Origin of the sequence: Blautia sp. Marseille-P3087 (assembly GCF_900120195.1) — a bacterium.
Classification (GTDB): Bacteria; Bacillota; Clostridia; order Lachnospirales; family Lachnospiraceae; genus Blautia_A.
The window spans coordinates 2,414,749-2,434,299 of the sequence record NZ_LT635539.1; the positions used below are offsets into that span (position 1 = coordinate 2,414,749).

General features: G+C 44.3%; 17 protein-coding genes. 14 read left to right on the forward strand and 3 right to left on the reverse strand.

Going from position 1 to position 19,551, the window contains the following annotated elements; translation table 11 throughout:
* Nucleotides 1-398 precede the first annotated feature (398 nt).
* The 3 genes from BQ7344_RS11455 to BQ7344_RS11465 all read right to left on the reverse strand — a co-directional run bounded on the left by BQ7344_RS11455 (nt 399) and on the right by BQ7344_RS11465 (nt 2,849).
* Nucleotides 399-1,733: an MATE family efflux transporter gene (locus BQ7344_RS11455; protein ID WP_072522647.1), complete on the reverse strand. Its 1,335-nt coding sequence runs from the start codon at nt 1,731-1,733 to the stop codon at nt 399-401.
* A gap of 292 nt (nt 1,734-2,025) precedes the next feature.
* Nucleotides 2,026-2,169 carry a TrkA C-terminal domain-containing protein gene (locus BQ7344_RS16980; RefSeq protein WP_083585593.1) on the reverse strand — a complete coding sequence of 48 codons (144 nt, stop codon included), beginning with the start codon at nt 2,167-2,169 and terminating at the stop codon, nt 2,026-2,028.
* A complete protein-coding gene (locus BQ7344_RS11465; protein ID WP_072522648.1) occupies nt 2,121-2,849 on the reverse strand; it encodes a potassium channel family protein in 729 nt (242 codons plus the stop codon). The genes BQ7344_RS16980 and BQ7344_RS11465 overlap by 49 nt, the downstream gene beginning before the upstream one ends.
* A gap of 152 nt (nt 2,850-3,001) precedes the next feature.
* Here BQ7344_RS11465 and BQ7344_RS11470 point away from each other — a divergent pair, with 152 nt between their 5' ends.
* The 14 genes from BQ7344_RS11470 to BQ7344_RS11535 all read left to right on the forward strand — a co-directional run bounded on the left by BQ7344_RS11470 (nt 3,002) and on the right by BQ7344_RS11535 (nt 19,548).
* Nucleotides 3,002-3,907 carry an AEC family transporter gene (locus tag BQ7344_RS11470; RefSeq protein WP_072522649.1) on the forward strand — a complete coding sequence of 302 codons (906 nt, stop codon included), beginning with the start codon at nt 3,002-3,004 and terminating at the stop codon, nt 3,905-3,907.
* Between the two features lie 203 nt (nt 3,908-4,110).
* On the forward strand, nt 4,111-6,561 hold the full coding sequence (locus tag BQ7344_RS11475) for a methyltransferase domain-containing protein (RefSeq protein ID WP_072522650.1): 2,451 nt from the start codon (nt 4,111-4,113) through the stop codon (nt 6,559-6,561).
* Between the two features lie 44 nt (nt 6,562-6,605).
* On the forward strand, nt 6,606-7,514 hold the full coding sequence (locus tag BQ7344_RS11480; RefSeq protein ID WP_072522651.1) for a LysR family transcriptional regulator: 909 nt from the start codon (nt 6,606-6,608) through the stop codon (nt 7,512-7,514).
* A gap of 219 nt (nt 7,515-7,733) precedes the next feature.
* A complete protein-coding gene (gene nikB, locus BQ7344_RS11485) occupies nt 7,734-8,678 on the forward strand; it encodes a nickel ABC transporter permease (protein ID WP_072522652.1) in 945 nt (314 codons plus the stop codon).
* A complete protein-coding gene (gene nikC, locus BQ7344_RS11490; protein ID WP_072522653.1) occupies nt 8,675-9,541 on the forward strand; it encodes a nickel transporter permease in 867 nt (288 codons plus the stop codon). The genes nikB and nikC overlap by 4 nt, the downstream gene beginning before the upstream one ends.
* A 26-nt stretch (nt 9,542-9,567) precedes the next feature.
* Nucleotides 9,568-11,103: an ABC transporter substrate-binding protein gene (locus BQ7344_RS11495; protein WP_072522654.1), complete on the forward strand. Its 1,536-nt coding sequence runs from the start codon at nt 9,568-9,570 to the stop codon at nt 11,101-11,103.
* A 20-nt stretch (nt 11,104-11,123) separates the two neighbouring features.
* The gene (locus BQ7344_RS11500; RefSeq protein ID WP_072522655.1) at nt 11,124-11,906 is read left to right on the forward strand and encodes an ABC transporter ATP-binding protein; all 783 of its coding nucleotides are present in this window, start codon (nt 11,124-11,126) and stop codon (nt 11,904-11,906) included.
* Nucleotides 11,907-11,925: 19 nt separating this feature from the next.
* Nucleotides 11,926-12,684 carry an ABC transporter ATP-binding protein gene (locus tag BQ7344_RS11505; RefSeq protein WP_072522656.1) on the forward strand — a complete coding sequence of 253 codons (759 nt, stop codon included), beginning with the start codon at nt 11,926-11,928 and terminating at the stop codon, nt 12,682-12,684.
* Nucleotides 12,685-13,213: 529 nt separating this feature from the next.
* Nucleotides 13,214-14,770, forward strand: a complete 1,557-nt coding sequence (locus tag BQ7344_RS11510; protein ID WP_417183600.1) for an ABC transporter substrate-binding protein — start codon at nt 13,214-13,216, stop codon at nt 14,768-14,770.
* Nucleotides 14,771-14,776: 6 nt separating this feature from the next.
* Nucleotides 14,777-15,772: an ABC transporter permease gene (locus BQ7344_RS11515; protein WP_235816107.1), complete on the forward strand. Its 996-nt coding sequence runs from the start codon at nt 14,777-14,779 to the stop codon at nt 15,770-15,772.
* Complete coding sequence (locus BQ7344_RS11520) at nt 15,769-16,596, forward strand: ABC transporter permease (protein ID WP_072522659.1); 828 nt, start codon at nt 15,769-15,771, stop codon at nt 16,594-16,596. The genes BQ7344_RS11515 and BQ7344_RS11520 overlap by 4 nt, the downstream gene beginning before the upstream one ends.
* A 9-nt stretch (nt 16,597-16,605) precedes the next feature.
* On the forward strand, nt 16,606-17,526 hold the full coding sequence (locus BQ7344_RS11525) for an ABC transporter ATP-binding protein (RefSeq protein WP_072522660.1): 921 nt from the start codon (nt 16,606-16,608) through the stop codon (nt 17,524-17,526).
* Nucleotides 17,523-18,128 (forward strand): ABC transporter ATP-binding protein, encoded by a 606-nt coding sequence (locus tag BQ7344_RS11530; protein WP_072522661.1) that lies wholly within the window; start codon nt 17,523-17,525, stop codon nt 18,126-18,128. Before BQ7344_RS11525 ends, BQ7344_RS11530 begins: the two co-directional genes overlap by 4 nt.
* Nucleotides 18,129-18,378: 250 nt before the next feature.
* Nucleotides 18,379-19,548: a trans-sulfuration enzyme family protein gene (locus tag BQ7344_RS11535; RefSeq protein WP_072522662.1), complete on the forward strand. Its 1,170-nt coding sequence runs from the start codon at nt 18,379-18,381 to the stop codon at nt 19,546-19,548.
* Nucleotides 19,549-19,551: the final 3 nt, after the last annotated feature.

The window sequence follows — 19,551 nt, forward strand, 5'->3', positions numbered from 1 at the left end:
AATCAACAAGAACATGAAAAAAGGTAGACTTCAGAAAGAGAAAGTCCCGACAGGGTAAATAAATTCGAATTAAGATTTGAATAAAGAATAAGATTCGAATGAAAAATGAGGTGTTTGAATGAAGATGAACAGGAGGAAGATTTGCGGAGAACAATGAAATATCCAGATGAAAATAAGATATGGTAGTCGCTAATAAAAAGATAAGATTTCCATCCAATAGAATGTCAACATACAGAAAAGCCTTCTACATATGAAAACCAGGGATACAGTGTGTAAATCAATATATTACATACCTGATATATCAAGAAATCTTATATAACCCAGGGGTGCGCGAGGGGACTGGTAAGTCCCCTCGGTTGGGTCCCTGAGGGAAACTCCCTCAACAGGGGGCTTCGGGGCTACGCCCCGATTCCGATAACCTTCCGACTGATCATAAATGACACCCCGGCGGTCAAAGCTTCTGCAATCCAGAATGCATTCCAGACTCCGACAGCCCCAAAGAAGTGACTTAAGATAAACGCGGCCGGCAGAATGATGATCAGATATCTGCAGAGAGAGACAACCAGCGAAGCACTGCCTCGTCCAAGCCCCTCCAGAGCACCACAGGATGTAACAGATACAGAAGAAACAAGAAAACCTGCGCAGATGATCCGAAGGGCAGTTTTGCCGGCGGCAATTGTCTCAGGATTGGTGGTGAACATCCCGATAAGCTGTCCTGGCACAGTCAGACAGATGATCGTTCCGATAAGCATGATCACACCACTCATACACAGAGTAACAAAATAAATTTTTTTCACACGTTTATGCTCTCCGGCACCGTAATTATATCCGATGACCGGACGCATGCCCTGGACGATGCCGCTCGCCGGAAGATACAGGAATGTCTGGAGCTTGTAGTAGATTCCGAGGATGACTACATAACTCTGTGAATATGCAGCCAGAAGTCCGTTCAGTGCAGAGACCAGCACAGAAGGAAGTGCCAGATTTAAAGCGCCTGGAATGCCGACAGAATACAACCGTGCTGCAAGGGCTTTATCTGGATGGAGATATCGGCGACTGATTCGTACCTGAATCGGACGCATCTTATAAACAATCAAATAAAAAGCAAGATTCAGTACCTGACCAAGTCCTGTTGCGAGGGCAGCACCTTCGATCCCCATGGCAGGGAACGGACCAAGGCCAAATATCATCAGAGGATCGAGCAGGATATTGGAAACACAGCCGACCATCAGTCCGATCATAGTTACCTTCATATTGCCGACACCCTGAAAGATTTTTTCGTACGCAAGGTTTATAGTGGTCACAATGGCAAAAAGAAATACAATCGTGGAATAGCGGACGCCAAGGCTGCTGACATTTTTATCTGAAGTAAAAACAGAAAGAAATTTTGGCATGATTGAAATACAGATGACTGTCAGCAGGATTCCATGTAAGGCGGACAGCGCCAGACCATGTGTAGCGGCTTTGCTTGCGGTTTCTTTATTGCCGGCACCCAGACAGATTGCAATCTGCGAGCTGATACCGATACCGAAACCAATTGCGATTGCATTTGAAAAATTCTGCACAGGAAAAACAAGTGACAGCGCGGTCATGGCATCTTCGCTGATCTGGGCAACAAAGAAACTGTCCACGATATTGTACAGAGAATTGACCAGCATGGAAATGACCATTGGCATTGCCATGGATAAAATCAGTGGAAAGACCGGCCGTTCTTTCATAAACGTATCATTCATAACAAACCTCCATAATAGCATCAAATTAGTATCTGTAAAAAATATCCATAAAAAAACGCCGCACAACTACCGCAAAGGGTAATTGTGTGGCGAAAAATAGTCAGACTTTAAAAGCATTGAACCAGAAAAGTCCACACGATGTTTTGGATAAAAACGCAGATGCCTGCGAATCTGGATAGATTCTAGCATAGAACATGAAAAGCCGTCAATAGCGGATTGAAAGTAATCAGACAAAGTACCGATTAAGCTATTTAAAAAATCGATCAGACATAATTGCTGTCGGGATAATTTTTCAAATCTCCAGATCATCAGCATTCGCCATGTGAGTCTGGGTATAAAGGATAACGGTATCTCCTTCAAGAAGTATCAGGTTTCCGCTGGGGATGATCAGCTTTTTGTGGCGTCTGACAAGTACGATGATCGAATGTCTGGAAATATCAAGATCCCGGCTTTCAGAACCGTATCACCTTTTGGGACAAGGATACGGTGATCGCGCTGGATTACTGCAACAATGATTTTCTGTGGAAAATCAAGTTCAGCAATGTGGTGTCCGACCCATTTGTCGTTTTTGTCAAGACAGATGCGGATAAAATGTACATCTTCCTCCTGTCCGTATTCACCGATTCGCTTCAGGCGCGAGTACTGATCGACAAATCCGGCGGAAATAATACCGGTGGGGATGGCAACCATACCGACACCAAGAAATGCGATAAATATTCCGAAAATCTTGCCCATGGTGGTGACAGGATAAATATCACCATAGCCAACGGTAAGCAAAGTGGAGGCAGCCCACCAGATTCCGGAAAAAGAAGTCAGGTATTTTCCAATCGCCCGTGGTTCTGAAACATCAGGATAAAGATATTTGGCAGTAAATACACGAAGCAGGAAATCAATAGCAAAGAAAGCAACCGTCAGGCGCTCCAGCGTCAGAAGGAGCGGGCCATATTTCATTTCCATATTATCGAAGGTGTACATGATGCTGACTGTCAGATTCAGCAGGATCGTAAAAGTATTAAAAAAGTCGTAGCCCCAGCACCACGCATCGTAGTTGGAGCCGATTTCAATCAGTTCAAAGAGGCCTGTTCTTAAGATGACTTTGTATACAATGGCATACAAACGGACTTCTTGCGACTCCTTCTGCGATGTGCTACACTAAAGTGGTTGTTTATCTTATTTTCAAAAGACGGTGAACAACTATCACAGAAACACAATTCAAGAGAAAGGAAATAGTGTTTTCGATAAAAACGCAGACACTATATAGTAAATTTATGATAACTCTGCTTACACTGCAGCTCACGATCTTTCTTCTGGTAGCTGTAGGATTTTTAATGAAAAAAATACATATTATCGGACCACAGGGACAGAAAAATATCAATGATCTTGTCATTTATCTGATCCTGCCATGTAACATTCTTCATGCATTCACGCAGAGCGCAGCAGATGGAAGCCTTATGAATTATCTGGCAATTCTTTTTATATCCATCGGTATTCAGGTGTTCTGTGTGATCTACGGAAAATTGATGTTCCGGAGAGAAGCGGAGGGGCGTTATAAATGCCTGCAATATGGTACGATCTGTTCAAATGCAGGCTTTCTCGGCAATCCGATCACAGAAGGAATTTATGGGGCAGAAGGGCTGGTACTTGCCAGCGTCTATCTGATTCCACAGCGAATTATGATGTGGTCTTCCGGCCTGGCTGTTTTTTCCGGAAGCAGTGATAAGATGAAAACACTGAAAAAAGTCGTAACGCATCCGTGTATTCTCGCCTGCGTTCTCGGAATAATCATGATGGTGACCGGCACGCAGCTTCCGCCGGGACTTGACGGAGCGGTTACATCAGTCGGAAACTGCAACACAGCGATGTCCATGATGGTTATCGGAATGATCCTCGCGGATATTGACCTGAAAGATTTCTGGGACTGGACAGTCGTGAAATATACAGTTCACAGACTGGTGATCATTCCGGCGGTTGTTTATCTTGTATGCAGAATGCTTCCACTCAGCAAAACAGTTCTTGGTTTATGTGTACTTCTTGCGGCGATGCCGGCAGGTGCGACAACGAGTATTCTGGCAGAAAAATATCAGGTAGATTCTCCCTTTGCAACGAAGATGGTTATTTTTTCCACGTTGCTGTCACTTCCGACAATCTGTCTGTGGAGCATCTTCCTGCAGTGAAATACACTTTCAGACAACAATGTGTCTAATTTTCTTTGTCAAAATTGTAACAACACATCCCCCCTACAGGCTTGTGGAGGGGATGCTTTTTTTATATAATGAAAAAATATGAGGGTGGAAATTCAGAGAAAATTTTACTTTTGTGCAATAAAAATTATGAATCGCCCCGATTAACATGACAAGCATGAAAAGAGAACAGACTTATGAATAATTTGAAAAACGAAATTCATGACTACTGGACGAACCGTGCCAGAGGTTATTCAGAATATAATCAGCAGGAAATGGCAGATGCCCGCAGAACGATGTGGAGGGACAAGCTCCTTTCCCTGCTTGGAAATCAGTTTCCGGAAAAGAAACCGCAGGAGATCAAAATTCTCGATGTCGGAACCGGCCCGGGATTTTTTGCAATTCTTCTTGCAGAAGCCGGGTATCAGGTTACTGCAATCGATTATACCGAAGAAATGCTGAAAGAAGCACAGAGCAATGCAGGTGAGCTTGCAAAGTGTATTGTGTGGAAAACAGGCGACGCACAGGCGCTTGATGTGGAAAACAACAGTTGTGATGTGATTGTAACGAGAAATGTTACATGGAATCTGCCGCGCCCGGACCTTGCATACAGAGAATGGCTTCGTGTCCTCAAACCGGGAGGTGTCCTTTATAACTTTGATGCTGACTGGTACGGTCATCTTTATAATGAAGAGAAACGAAGCAGTTACGAGAAAGACCGTAAGCAGACGGAAGAGCAGAATGTGGAAGATTATTACAGCGGAACAGATATTGAGAAGATGGAAGAAATTGCCCGTCAGGTTCCGCTAAGCCGTCTGGAACGTCCGAAGTGGGATATCGAAACGATGCAGAAAGCAGGATTTCTTGATGTTTCCTGCGATGAAGAAGTCTGGAAAGAGGTCTGGACAGAGGAAGAGATCATCAACAACAGTACTTCTCCGATTTTTCTGCTGACAGGAAGAAAAAGAGATGCTTTTCGTCTGAAAAATGTAACGGTGCAGCCGGGACAGAAGTGGCACGGGGAACTGGAGCTTGCAAATGGTGAGATCAGACTGCCGGCGACTGTTCTGCATGGACATGGCACAGGAAAAACCATGCTGATCACAGCAGGTGTTCATGCCGGTGAATATGTAGGGATCCAGGCAGCCATCGAGCTTGCACAGAAACTGAAAATCGAGAAGGTAACAGGAACGGTCATTATCATAAAAGTGTTGAACCGTCCGGCATTTGAAGCACGAAAAGGTAGCATGGGGCTTACAGATGGGAAGAATCTGAATCGTGAATTTCCGGGAAATCCGGACGGAACGGAGATGGAACGTCTTGCATGGGCTGTTTCTCAGGAATTGCAGCCGGTGGCAGATTATTATATCGACCTGCACAGCGGAGATGATTATGAAAAACTTACTCCATATGTTTATTATGCAGGAGCGGCAGCAGAGGAAGTTGTCAGCTTTTCGAGACAGATGGCAGAACAGGTCGATGTGCCTTATATGGTAAAATCCAACGTGGCATCCGGCGGTTCTTATAACTATGCGGCTTCACAGGGAATCCCGAGTATTTTGATTGAGCGTGGAGGAATGGGTGACTGGACTTATGAGGAAGTCAGATCCACCCGCAGGGATGTCCGTAATATTCTCTGTCATCTGGGAATTTATCAGGGACTGAAAGATTTCCGTACCTACTATCCTCTGGATGTAGCTGATATTCGCTATCAGGATGCCGAGGAAAACGGACTCTGGTATCCGTTTAAAAAAGTCGGTGACATGATCCGGGAAGGTGATATTCTCGGAGAAGTCCGCGATTATGAAGGCAATGTAAAAGAAATCAGTGTCGCAGAGTTTGACGGTGTGCTTCTTTATCAGTGCGGCACGCTGCAGGTGCTTGAAAACGGTCCGATGGTCACATATGGAAGAATTGTCAGCCGGTATGATGAGCGCAAGGAGAGAATCGTTAATTACTGGGAAAAACGAAGCGACAGTTTTCTCGTGCAGAAACGTCAGGAACTGCACAGTGCCATGGCAGAACGCTGGATGAAAGAAATACGTGCGCAGCTTCCAAAAGGAAAAAAACTGCGTATTCTTGATGTGGGATGCGGTGCTGGATTTTTCTCCGTTCTGCTTGCAAAAGAAGGCCATCAGGTGACAGGTATCGACCTGACACCGGATATGATCAAAAATGCACGTCTTCTTGCATCAGAGGAAAAAACAGACTGCGAATTTCTGGTAATGGATGCCGAAAATCCAGAATTTCCGGAGGGTACATTTGATGTGATCATTTCCAGAAACCTGACATGGACACTGCCGCACGTAAGCCATGCTTATGGCGAGTGGCTCCGCGTCCTGAAAAAGGGCGGGGTTCTGCTTAACTTTGATGCAAACTATGGAATCACAGATTTTTCCAATGTTGCAGATCTTCCGGAAAATCATGCACACAACATTCTCGGTGATGATATGATGCGTGAGTGTGAGGAGATCAAGCGTCAGCTTCCAATCAGTTCTTACAGCCGTCCGGCATGGGATCTGGAAACCTTAGGTTCTATGGAAGTAAAAGATTTCAGAGTGGATCTGGGTATCAGCAGCAGGATTTATCTGGAAAAAGACGAATTTTATAATCCCACTCCACTGTTTATGCTGCGGACAGTTAAATAACGGGCAGACAATAGGACAGACTATAACAATATGCGGAGAATCATATGGATTTAAAACAATTACAATATTTGGTGACATGTGCGCAGGCCGGATCTTTCAGTGATGCGGCAAAGATCCTTTATTCTACACAATCAAGTGTCAGTAAGGTGATAAAGGCACTGGAGGATAATCTCGGAATGCAGCTTTTTGAGCGGCTGCCACGTGGAATACGCCTTACGGTACAGGGACAGAAGGTTTATCATTATGCCTGCCGGATCACAAATGAGGTTGAAGTTCTGGAAAATATGTCGGCAAACGGCATGACAAAATGGATCCGTATTTCCATGAATCCCAGTTCCTGGTTTGCCGATCTGTTTGTGGATTTTTATAATGAAACATATGAAAAAAATTATCATTTCCAATTGACGACAGCAGGTGTGCGAAGTGTTATGGAGCGCGTCCGTGACTATATGGATGATATTGGTTTTGTCTATATCCTGAGCCAGCAGAAAGAGAATTTCCTGCATGAACTGGCAAAAAACAAGCTGCAGTTTGTATCTCTGTATGAGACAGATGTGATCCTTTATCCGGGACGGCAGACAGAACTTTATGATTTGGAAAAAGAGACTGTAAATCTGGGAGAGCTTGAGGGAGTACGGTTCATACAGAATTATCAGGATGAATTTTTTGATATCGGATCTGTCAATGAGGAGGCTTTTCAGTGGAAAGACCTTGATATTTCCGTGCTGACCAACAGTGATTATATTATGGAAAGAATGCTGAAAAACAGTAAAGTCTCCAATGTGAGCGGAAGCTATCTTTCCGAAAATAAGGCAGGCACGGCACCGGGAATCCCTCTGAATATGGGGGACAGCAAAGTTATTTTTGGCTATATCCTTCACAGAGGAGAAGAAATGGATGAAAGTATACAGGAATTTCTCGAGTTTCTGATGAGCAGACTTCCAAAAAGTTAATCCACTGTGAACGAGTATAAAGTTAATCCACACTTATTCCATAACATGCATAAAGTATTCAATTTAAGAATAGCACAGAACCCTCCTACGGGGTTGTGTGCTTTTTTGACATTTGCTAGACTGTAATTGTTAAATTATTGTAACTGTGAGGATACGGGCCAGTTACGATTTATCATGCGGATATGTTGTCTGATGCTATGCAGGCATGAAGGAGAACAAATGATTAAATATATTTTAAAAAGACTTCTTCAGTTGATTCCGATTCTGATCGGAATCACTTTTTTGTCTTTTGCCATGATGCGTCTGGCGGGCGGTGATGCAGTGACCTACATGTATGAAAATGCAGGTTCGGCAGTCTCACAGGAAGTCATTGATGAGACGAGAAAAGAGTACGGGCTGGATCAGCCGTTTCTTGTGCAATATGCAAAGTGGTTTGCAGGAATGGCAACCGGAGATATGGGCAAGAGCTATGTATCGAAGAGAGATGTTTATGAAACTTTCATAGAAAAACTTCCGGCAACAATCATGCTGACGGTTTCTTCAGTATTGCTGACAATGCTGATTGCAATTCCGTTTGGAATCCTTTCGGCAGTAAAACATAATAAATGGATCGATTATTTAATTCGTTTTTTCAGTTTCATAGGAAATTCCATGCCGAATTTTTTTGCGGCGCTGGTGCTGATGTATTTCTTTTCTATCAGACTGGGATGGCTTCCGGTCATTACCAGTGACAACGTCGCGTTAAGTCTTGTCCTGCCTACGCTGACGCTGGCAATCTCCATGGCATCAAAATATACCCGTCAGGTAAGAGCGACAATCCTTGAAGAACTGAATAAAGACTATGTAGCCGGAGCCAGAGCGCGAGGTGTCAGAGGCAGTGTGATCATCTGGAAAAATGTGATGAAATCTTCCATGCTCACGATCATTACGCTGCTGGCATTGTCCATAGGAAATCTTCTGGGTGGAACCACGATCGTTGAGACTATTTTTATGTGGGATGGTGTCGGTAAAATGGCAGTAGATGCCATAACTATGAGAGACTACCCGATCATTCAGGCGTATGTGGCATGGATGGCGATTATTTATGTAGTGGTAAATCTGATCACAGATATCATTTATCATTATCTGGATCCTCGCGTAAGACTGGGAGGTGACAGAGTATGAGTAAAACGAAAAAAACGATAACTGTCCGCAGGCAGAAAATAAAGAAAAACCATGTGAGAGAAAAGCTGATCTTTTTTACAATACTGGTACTGATCCTGCTTGTAATTGCAGCCTTTGCCCGGAAACTCTGCCCGTATGATCCGGATATGCAGGATCTTCTGCTGGCGCAGAAACCGCCCAGCGCAGAACATATACTGGGAACTGACCGTTACGGAAGGGATATGCTTTCGAGAGTACTGGTGGGAAGCACGACGAGTATTTATGCAACACTGCTTCTGGTAGCACTCATTACTGTAGTCGGAACCGCAATTGGTATTATATGTGGCTGGTGCGGAGGAATTCTGGATACTGTTCTGATGCGTGTGTCCGATCTGTTTCTGGCATTTCCGAGCCTTGTATTTGCCCTTGCGGTAGCTGGCGTGCTCGGTGGAGGTATTCAGAATGCAATCATAGCTCTGGCTGTAATTGGATGGCCGAAGTTTGCCAGACTTGCCAGAGGACTGACTCTTGCACAGAAAGACTCAACGTATCTGATGGCGGTGAGACTGTCGGGAAGCAGCACATTTAAGATTATGTTTAAACATATTTTGCCGAATATTGCCGGTCCGATATTGGTTACTTCGATTCTTGATATCGGAACGATGATGATGGAACTGGCCGGACTTTCTTTTCTCGGGCTTGGCGTACAGCCGCCGATGGCAGAGTGGGGAAGCATGATCAATGATGGAAGAAGTATGCTTCAGATTTCACCATGGATGGTACTCGCACCGGGATTGGCCATATTTATAACAGTTATGATCTTTAATCTTCTCGGAGATACACTCAGAGACTATATGGATCCAAAAGAAAGAACAAAAAGATAAGCATATAAAGAAAGGAAACAACGATTATGAAGAAGAAACTGATTGCGGCAATTCTTACAGGAGCAATGCTGGCAGCAGGAATGTCCACAAGTGTATGGGCTGACGGAGAAAAGACATTCGTATATGGAACGACAGGATACAGTGAAGAAATGGGGGATGCGGGACTGAACCCACATGATAACTATTCCGGATGGAGTGCACTCCGTTATGGTGTAGGGGAAACTCTTTTCAAATACAACGACAACATGGAAGTAGAGCCATGGCTGGCAACTGATTATGAGTTTGTAGATGACACAACCGTTAAGATCACACTTCGTGACGATGTCAAATTCTCCAGTGGACGTGATATGGATGCAGAAGCGGTTAAGGAATGTCTGGAGGATCTGATCGCTGCTCATGACCGTGCACCATACGATCTGAAAATTGACCATATTGATGCAGACGGACTGACACTTACTATTTATACGACAGAACCATGTCCGGCAATCATCAATTATCTTGGCGATCCTTATGGTGCAATCATTGATATGGACTATGGAATCCAGGGAGAAGGCGGTTCAGCGAATGTGGCAGGAACAGGCCCGTATATTGCAGAGAATGTTACTCCAACCCAGATCGATCTGGTCAAAAATGAGAACTACTGGGGTGGCGAAGTAAAAGTAGACAAAGTTACTGTCAAATCTTTTGCAGACGGAAGTGCGCTGACAGCAGCCCTGCAGACCGGAGATATTCAGGGAACTTATGGACTGCAGTATGACAACTATCCTCTGTTTGAAAACAATTCAGACTATACCATTAACTCCTGTGCGACCAGCCGCTGCTTCTTCGGACAGTTCAATATGGATTCAGAGATCATGCAGGACCAGAATGTCCGCAAAGCTGTTGAGATGGGAATCGACAAAGACGGATTCTGTTCTGTGATCATGCAGGGACGTGGCGTTCCGGCCAAAGCAGCCTTCCCGAGCAGCTTTTCCTATGGAAATGACGCTGTAGAAACCGTTTCCTATGATCCGGACGGTGCAAAGAAACTTCTTGAAGAATCCGGATGGACAGATACAGACGGTGATGGATATGTAGACAAAGACGGACAGAAACTCAGCATTAACTGGCTGACTTACCCGACCCGTCTCGAACAGCCGAAGCTGGCAGAGTATGCACAGGCTACGTTGAAGGATATCGGTATTGATGTGCAGGTAAACAATACTCCAGATCACAGAACATTTGCAGAAAACGGTGATTTTGACGTTTATGTAAGTTCTGTTACCACAGCACCGACAGGAGATCCGGAATACTTTTTTACAAGTACGGTGACAGGTTCTAAAAATTACGGAAACTACCAGAATGAAGAGGTAACAAAGCTTACAGATCAGCTTCATCAGACTTTTGATAAGGACGAAAGAGGTAAACTTGCAATAGAACTTCAGCAGGATATTCTGGATGATGATGCATACTTCTTTGTATCACATCTGAATATGGGAATCGTGACAAAATCAAATGTAAAAGGAATGGCAACGCATCCATGTGATTATTATGAGATCACGGCAGAACTGGATGTGGAGTAGCCTGAGGAGAACAAAATATTATGGATTCTTTGCTTCGTGTAGAGCATGTGACAATTTCATATAATGGAGAGCCGGTGGTTCAGGATGTCAGTTTTGAATTAAAACAGGGCGAGATTCTTGGAATCGTGGGAGAATCCGGAAGCGGTAAAAGTACGATTGTCAAAGCCATCATGGGACTTCTGGGGGAAGAAGGCCTGGTTACAAGAGGTGATATCTGGTATAAAGGTGAAAATCTTACAGATATGAGTGAGAAAAAGCTCCGTAAGCTTCTGGGAACAGAGATCGGAATGGTATTCCAGGACTGCAAAGCTGCATTATGTCCTGTCCGGACAATCGGGGCACAGATACATGAGGCAGTGTCAGAACATGAGAAAATCAGCAAGAAGGAAGTCCGGGAACGTGCAGGAGAGATCATGAAGAAGATTGGTCTGGATGACAGTGACCGTGTGCTGGAAAGCTATCCGTTTGAACTCTCCGGTGGAATGAATCAGAGAGTAGGGATCTGTACAGCCATGATCATGCATCCGAACCTGCTTCTGGCAGATGAACCGACCAGCGCCCTGGATGTAACGGTTCAGAAGCAGGTAGTGGAGGAACTTCTGCTTATGCGTAAAGAATACAATACTGCAATGATTCTTGTAACTCATAATATCGGTGTTGTAAGGATGATGGCAGACAGGATACTGGTTCTCCAGAACGGACAGGTAAGAGATTATGGAGCAACCGAAGAGGTTCTGGATCATCCGAAAGATCCATATACTAAGAAACTGATGAGCTCTGTGCTTCATTTGAAACGGGACTGAACTCAGGAGGCATGAAGAAATGACAGAGATTATTTTAAAAGCAGAACACCTTAAGAAGGTTTTTGTCTCAGGAAAGAAGTCCATGACAGCGGTAGATGATGTCAGTTTCGAACTGAATCGGGGCGAATGTCTTGGAATCGTAGGCGAATCCGGTTCGGGAAAGAGCACGATAGCCAAAATGCTCACACATCTGGAGCCGGTGACAGATGGACAGATTTTTCTTAAAGGAAAGGATATTACCCGCCTCAGAGGCAAAAGCTTAAGAAAAACCTATCAGGATATCCAGATGGTTTTTCAGATGCCGATGGAATCTTTTGATCCGAGACGTACTCTGGGAGACGGAATTGGGGAAAGTCTTCGGAACATGGGGATAAGCCGCGCAGAAACACGGAAACGTGTGGAAAATCTTCTCGAAAGATGTGGTCTGGATGCGGAATACGCAGATCGCTATCCACATCAGGTCAGTGGAGGACAGTGCCAGAGAGCAGCAATTGCCAGAGCGCTTGCAGTCAGTCTGGACATCCTGATCTGTGATGAGGCAACCAGCGCACTTGATGTAACCGTGCAGAAACAGATTCTGGAACTTCTGACCGAACTGAAACAGAAAGAAAATCTGTCATTTATCCTGATCTGCCACGATCTTGCACTGGTGCAGGCCTTCTGTGACAAAGTCCTGGTTCTCTATCATGGAAAGACCGTAGAATACGGAACTCCGGATGATATCATCGATCATCCGAAGATGGATTATACAAAGAAATTAATAGATTCAGTTTTATAAAATTAACAGCATAATAATCAGAGACAATAACCGGAGGGCAGGAAGTATGGTTGTAAATGTTTTTCTGTCTGATGATTTTGAAGTGATGGATGCGTTTGGCCCGATACAGATTTAAGAGCATGAACTGAAAATGGTATAAAAAAAGTACTTCCTGCGGAATGGAAGTACTTTTTTAATGGGTTGAATGTGCATCATAATATGTGGAGGTCTGTGCACTTTTATTTGGTAGATAACACAATTCATGTGTTGATTGTATTTTAACAAAATGCAGTGTAAAAACAAGCCTCCCAGGGGGATACAGAGCTATGAAAAAAATGCAGGATCTATGCGATATATGAATAGGTTAATATCCCCCTGGGATGGTTATATACGGTCAAAATTGATGGTATACTGATAGAACTTGTTATGCATAATAAATAAAAACAAATCCTGAAAATGTTGATAGAAACAGCATTGTGCATAAATGAGAACAAAAGGAGGAAATGAGATAATGAAGAGAAAATTACTGGCGGTTATGATGGCGGTCTGCATGACTGCATCCTTTGCAGGGGGAACTGCGACTGTATTTGCAGCACAGGAAGAAAGTACAGCGAAGGACGAAGTGATCGTAACTATGCCGACAACATCAGAGCCGGAATCTGGTTTTGATCCGGCATATGGATGGGGCGCAGGAGAGCACGTACATGAACCTCTGATCCAGAGTACGCTTACTACTACAAATACAGATCTTTCTATCGGGAAAGACCTGGCAACTGATTATTCGGTAAGTGATGACGGACTTACCTGGACCGTTAAGATCCGTGATGATGTTAAATTTACAGACGGAGAACCGCTGACAGCATCGGACGTGGCATTTACATACAATAACTGCCGCGATAACAGTTCCGTCAATGATTTTTCCATGCTGAAAGAAGCAGTGGCGGTGGATGACACAACTGTTGAATTCCATATGAATACACCATTTGCAGTCTGGCCATATACCATGGCAATTGTAGGAATCGTTCCGGAGCATGCTTATGATGAAAATTACGGACAGAATCCAATTGGTTCCGGACGCTATATCATGAAACAGTGGGACAAAGGACAGCAGGTTATTTTTGAGGCAAATCCGGATTACTATGGAGAAGCACCAAAAATGAAAAAAGTAACAGTTCTTTTCATGGAAGAAGATGCAGCACTGGCAGCAGCTCAGTCTGGCACGGTAGACGTGGCACATACAGCGGCATCCTATTCAGATATAACGGTTGACGGATATGATCTGTTCAGCGTGCAGACGGTAGACAACCGTGGATTTAATCTTCCGGCAACTGCGGCAGAGGAAATTGACGGAGTAACTTATGGAAATGACTTTACCAGTGATGTAGAAGTAAGACGTGCAATCAATATTGGCATTGACCGCGAAGAAATGATCGAAAATGTTCTGAACGGTTACGGAACTCCGGCATACAGCGTGTGCGACAAGATGCCATGGTACAATGAAGAAGCAGAAGTAGAATACGATCCGGATAAAGCAAAAGAAATTCTTGAAACAGCAGGCTGGGCAGAAGGTGATGACGGAATCCGTGAGAAAGACGGTGCGCGTGCAGAATTTACCATGCTGTATCCGGCATCTGATTCTGTTCGTCAGGCACTGGCAGAGGACAGCAAGAATCAGCTTGCCGAACTTGGAATTGAAGTGACAACAGAGGGTGTTGACTGGGATACTGCCTACACAAGAGCAGAGTCTGAGCCGCTTGTATGGGGATGGGGTGCACATACACCAATGGAACTGTACAACATCTATCATACAATGAGCGAGACAGGTCTTGCAGAATATTCTCCATATGCAAACGAAACCGTAGACAAATACATGGACGAAGCACTGAAATCCAGTGATCTGGAAGCGTCTTATGATCTCTGGAAAAAAGCACAGTGGGATGGAGAGAACGGCATTATACAGGAAGGTGATATCCCGTGGATCTGGCTCTGCAATATCGATCATCTGTACTTTGTCAAAGACGGACTTAAGGTAGCTGACCAGAAAATTCATCCACACGGACATGGCTGGTCTATCGTAAATAACGTAGATCAGTGGTCATGGGAGTAACAAATTTTGAATAATTTAAAAGCAAAATTTATTTTAAAAAATTTCATCAAAGTGCTGCTTCTGCTGTTTGCAGTCAGTGTTGCTGCTTTTGCACTTATGACAGCTTCTCCGATCGATCCTCTGAAAGCGAATGTCGGACAGGCCGCCCTTGGAAGCATGAGTCAGGAACAGATTGCAAAACTTGAAGAATACTGGGGCGTGGGACAACCGCCCCTGCAGCGCTACATTGCCTGGTTCAGGGATTTTGTAAGGGGAGATATGGGAATATCTCTCCTTTATCGCCAGAAAGTTACGACAGTGATCGCGGTAAAACTTGGGAATTCTTTGTTCCTGATGATCATTGCGTGGGTTTTGTCCGGACTGATTGGATTTTTGCTGGGTTCACTTGCAGGTATGAATCGTGGAAAGCCGATTGATAAGATCATCAAAGGATACTGTCTGGTGATCTCCAGCACTCCGGCATTCTGGATTGCCATGCTGTTGCTGATCATCTTTGGGGTATGGCTCAAAATACTTCCCATAGGATTAAGCGTACCGATTGGAGTAGAGGCAAGCGGAGTGACTTTTCTTGACCGCGTGCGTCATGCGATTCTTCCGGCAGTGACACTTTCCATTACAGGAATATCCAATATTGCCATGCACACCAGGGAAAAAATGATCGACATCTGCGACAGTGATTACGTGCTTTTTGCAAAAGCAAGAGGAGAGAGCAGCTGGCAGATTTTCAAAAATCATGGTTTCCGCAATGTCCTTGGACCGGCCGTGACACTTCAGTTTGCTTCAATCAGCGAGATCTTCGGCGGCTCAGTACTTGTGGAGCAGGTCTTTTCCTATCCGGGACTTGGACAGGCAGCGGTCAGTGCAGGTCTTGGAAGTGATATGCCGCTTCTGATGGCGATTACGATCATAAGCGCATTGTTCGTGTTTGGAGGAAACTTTATAGCGAATATTTTGTACGGAGTCATTGACCCACGAATCCGAAGAGGGGGTGTGGGAAGATGAATAACAGATGGAATCGCAGAAAAACACTGGTACTCTGGCTTGTTATCGCAGTGGTGTTTCTTGCAGCAGTCTGTATCGGCGGTCTGTTCTGCGAAGATGCGGCAAGGGCAACAGATTTTTCCAGAAAGAACATTGCACCCTGCCTGAAATATCCGTTTGGTACAGACTGGCTTGGAAGAGATATGTTTGCGCGGACAGTCAGAGGACTTTCTATCAGTATCATCATAGGAGTATGTGCAGCTACGTTCAGTGCGGTCATGGCATTCATTCTGGGGGTTGTATCTGCAACAATGGGAAAAACAGCAGATACCATTGTGACATGGATCATAGATTTGGTTATGGGAATCCCACATATGCTTCTTCTGATCCTTATCTGTGTCGCATGCGGAAGAGGACTTAAGGGAGTCATTCTTGGAGTTGCACTGACGCACTGGACATCTCTGGCGAGACTGATCAGAGGTGAAGTGCTGCAGCTCAAAGAACAGATCTATATAAAAACAGCCAGAAAACTTGGAAAAAGCAACCTGTATATTGCGATGAAACATATGGCTCCACATCTGCTTCCGCAGTTTATCGTCGGACTTGTTCTTCTTTTTCCACATGCGATCCTTCATGAATCCGGTATTACTTTTCTTGGGTTCGGGCTGTCAAACGAGCAGCCTGCAATTGGAATTATTTTGTCAGAAGCAATGAAATATCTGATCACAGGCAAATGGTGGCTTGCACTGTTTCCGGGAATCATGCTGGTGATTACCGTTGTATGTTTTTATACAACAGGAGAAAACCTTCGCAGACTGCTGGATCCGGCAAGTGCACACGAATAGGAGATTAAAATGGATAAGGAAAAAATTCTGGAAATCAACAATTTGAAAATATCCTTTACCCAGTACCAAAAGGGAATGCAACAGACAGAACTGTCTGTGATCAAAGACTTAAGTGTCACAATCCACGCAGGAGAAATGGTGGCAGTAGTCGGCTCTTCCGGCTCCGGCAAAAGTCTGCTGGCACATGGAATCCTGGGGATTCTGCCATATAATGCAGAAATGGGTGGAGAAATACGATACTGCGGAAAGCCTCTGACAGAAAAAAACATTCGAAAACTGCGGGGAAAAGAGATTGTTCTGGTTCCACAGAGTACGGCTTATCTGGATCCTCTGATGAAGGTAGGGAGGCAGATCTGCAAAGGACAGAAAGATAAAGAAAAGAAGCATCGTCTGGATACAATTTTTGAGGAATATTCGCTGGACAAAAAGGTTCAGGAGCAGTATCCGTTTGAGCTTTCCGGAGGAATGACCAGAAGAATTATGATCTCTACAGCGTTGGTCGAAAATCCTAAGCTGGTTATTGCAGATGAGCCGACACCGGGACTGGATCCGAAACTTGCAAAACGTGCAATGGAACATTTCCGGCAGCTTGCAGATATGGGAGCTGCCGTTCTGGTCATTACACATGACCTGGAGCTTGCGTTGGAAACAGTGGACAGGGTACAGGTATTTTATGCCGGACATACGATAGAAGATGCGTCGGTGGATGATTTTGAGAGAGAAGAAACTCTGCGCCATCCATATAGCAGAGCACTCTGGCGTGCAATGCCGAAGCATGGTTTTCATTATATTGGTGGTGTACAGCCCTATGTAAAAGATAATCTGCAGGGATGTCCGTTTGCACCGCGATGTGACATGGCATCGCGGGAATGTCAGGGTGAAATTCCATGGAAAGTTTCCGGAAGTGGATATGTGAGGTGCATATTATGAAACTTGAGGTCAGAGATCTGTCCTTTTGGTATGAGGAAAAAGGCAGACAGATATTGAGTCAGTTCAGCCTGAGTGCAGACAGCAGTGAACGTGTGGGAATCATAGCTCCCAGCGGCTTTGGAAAAACAACTCTGTGTAAGATTCTGTCCGGATACGAAATGCCGCAAAGCGGCGAGGTACTTCTTGACGGCAAAACACTTAAAGAGTATGGTACATACTGCCCGGTACAGATGATCTGGCAGCACCCGGAGCAGGCGGTAAATCCGAGACTTCGCATGAAAAATGTAATCGAAGAGGGAGACAGGACAGATTCGGAACTGATTGAAAAGCTGGGAATAGAACCCGACTGGATGAACAGATTTCCGACAGAACTTTCGGGAGGAGAACTTCAGCGATTCTGCATTGCAAGGGCTTTGGGACAGAGAACACGTTTTCTTCTCGCGGATGAGATTACAACCATGCTGGATCTTATTACCCAGAGCCAAATCTGGCATTTCCTCATAGAGGAGACAGAACGGCGGGATATCGGGATGCTGGTAGTCAGCCACAACCCGGAACTGATAGGGAAAGTATGTACAAGAATTGTTGAACTGAATAAATAATTAGGCACCGGTTTATCAGGCTGTAATATGGAAAGTCAGGCTTGATAGACTGGTGTTTTTCTTTTTCTCTGTATGAAAAACCACCAAAATTTGTTGATCCAAATTGTGCATAAGAGATAAAAATATAATATTTTATTTAAGTATATTGACATAAGTAACAAATATTGTATAATGACATCATAAATTGGTTCAACCAATCAACCACAGTACCACAGAACCAGAGAAATGTGCAAAGAAAGGAAAGAAAGAAATGACAGACAATCAGGATTTACTGGCAATGACACATGTGGGTGAAGATCCGCATAAATACATGAAATCAGTTACACCACCGATTTTCATGAACTCACTTCATGTATTCGACACAGTGAAAGACTATTTTGATGTAGATATTTTTAATGATGAATTTTACTATGGAAGAGCATCCAACCCGACTGTTGCAATTCTTGAGAAAAAGATCGCAGCACTGGAGCACGGTTCAAGAGCAGTTGTATTTTCTGCAGGAATGGCAGCATGCGCAGCGGCAATCTTAAGAGTCTGCACAGCAGGAAGCAATGTAATCTGCATTAAAGAAAGCTATGGCCCGGTACAGCATCTTCTTGATGAGTTCCTTGGACCGAAATACAATGTTTCTGTTACATATGTAGACGGAAGAACAGTCAAAGAATTTGAAGATGCGATCCGTCCGGAAACAAAGATGATCATTCTTGAGAGCCCTACAACCCTCTTATTCAATGTTGTAGATCTGGAAGGTGTTGCAAAACTCGCAAAAGAACACGGCATTAAAACTTACATCGACAACACATATTCCACACCGCTTTTCCAGAAGCCACTGGATATGGGAATCGACATTGTTATGCATACAATGACAAAATACATCGGCGGACACAGCGACCTGGTAGGTGGAGTACTTGTTTCCAAAGATGAACAGCTGATGCGTGACCTTATGGTTCAGAGAGACTGGTTCGGCGGTGTTATGGGACCTATGGAAGCATGGCTTGCAATCCGTGGACTCCGTACACTTGATGTACGTATGCAGAGACATTATGAGACAGCAATGGAAGTTGCAAAATTCCTTGAAAAACAGCCAAAAGTAAAACGTGTATTCTTTACAGGACTTCCGTCTCACCCACAGTATGAACTTGCGAGAAAACAGCAGAAGGGTGAATGTGGTCTGATGAGCCTTGAAATCGACGGAACACTTGAAGAGACAGAGACCTTTGTAAACAGTCTGAAACTCTTTGAAAAAGGATGCTCATGGGGCGGATTCGAGAGCCTTGCAATCGCTTATACGTACAACTGGACAGACGAGCAGTGTGCATTCCTGAATGTATCACGTAATATCGTCAGAATCCACTGTGGACTTGAAGGAACAGAAAACCTGATCGCAGATCTGAAACAGGCGCTTGACAAAATTTCATAAAGG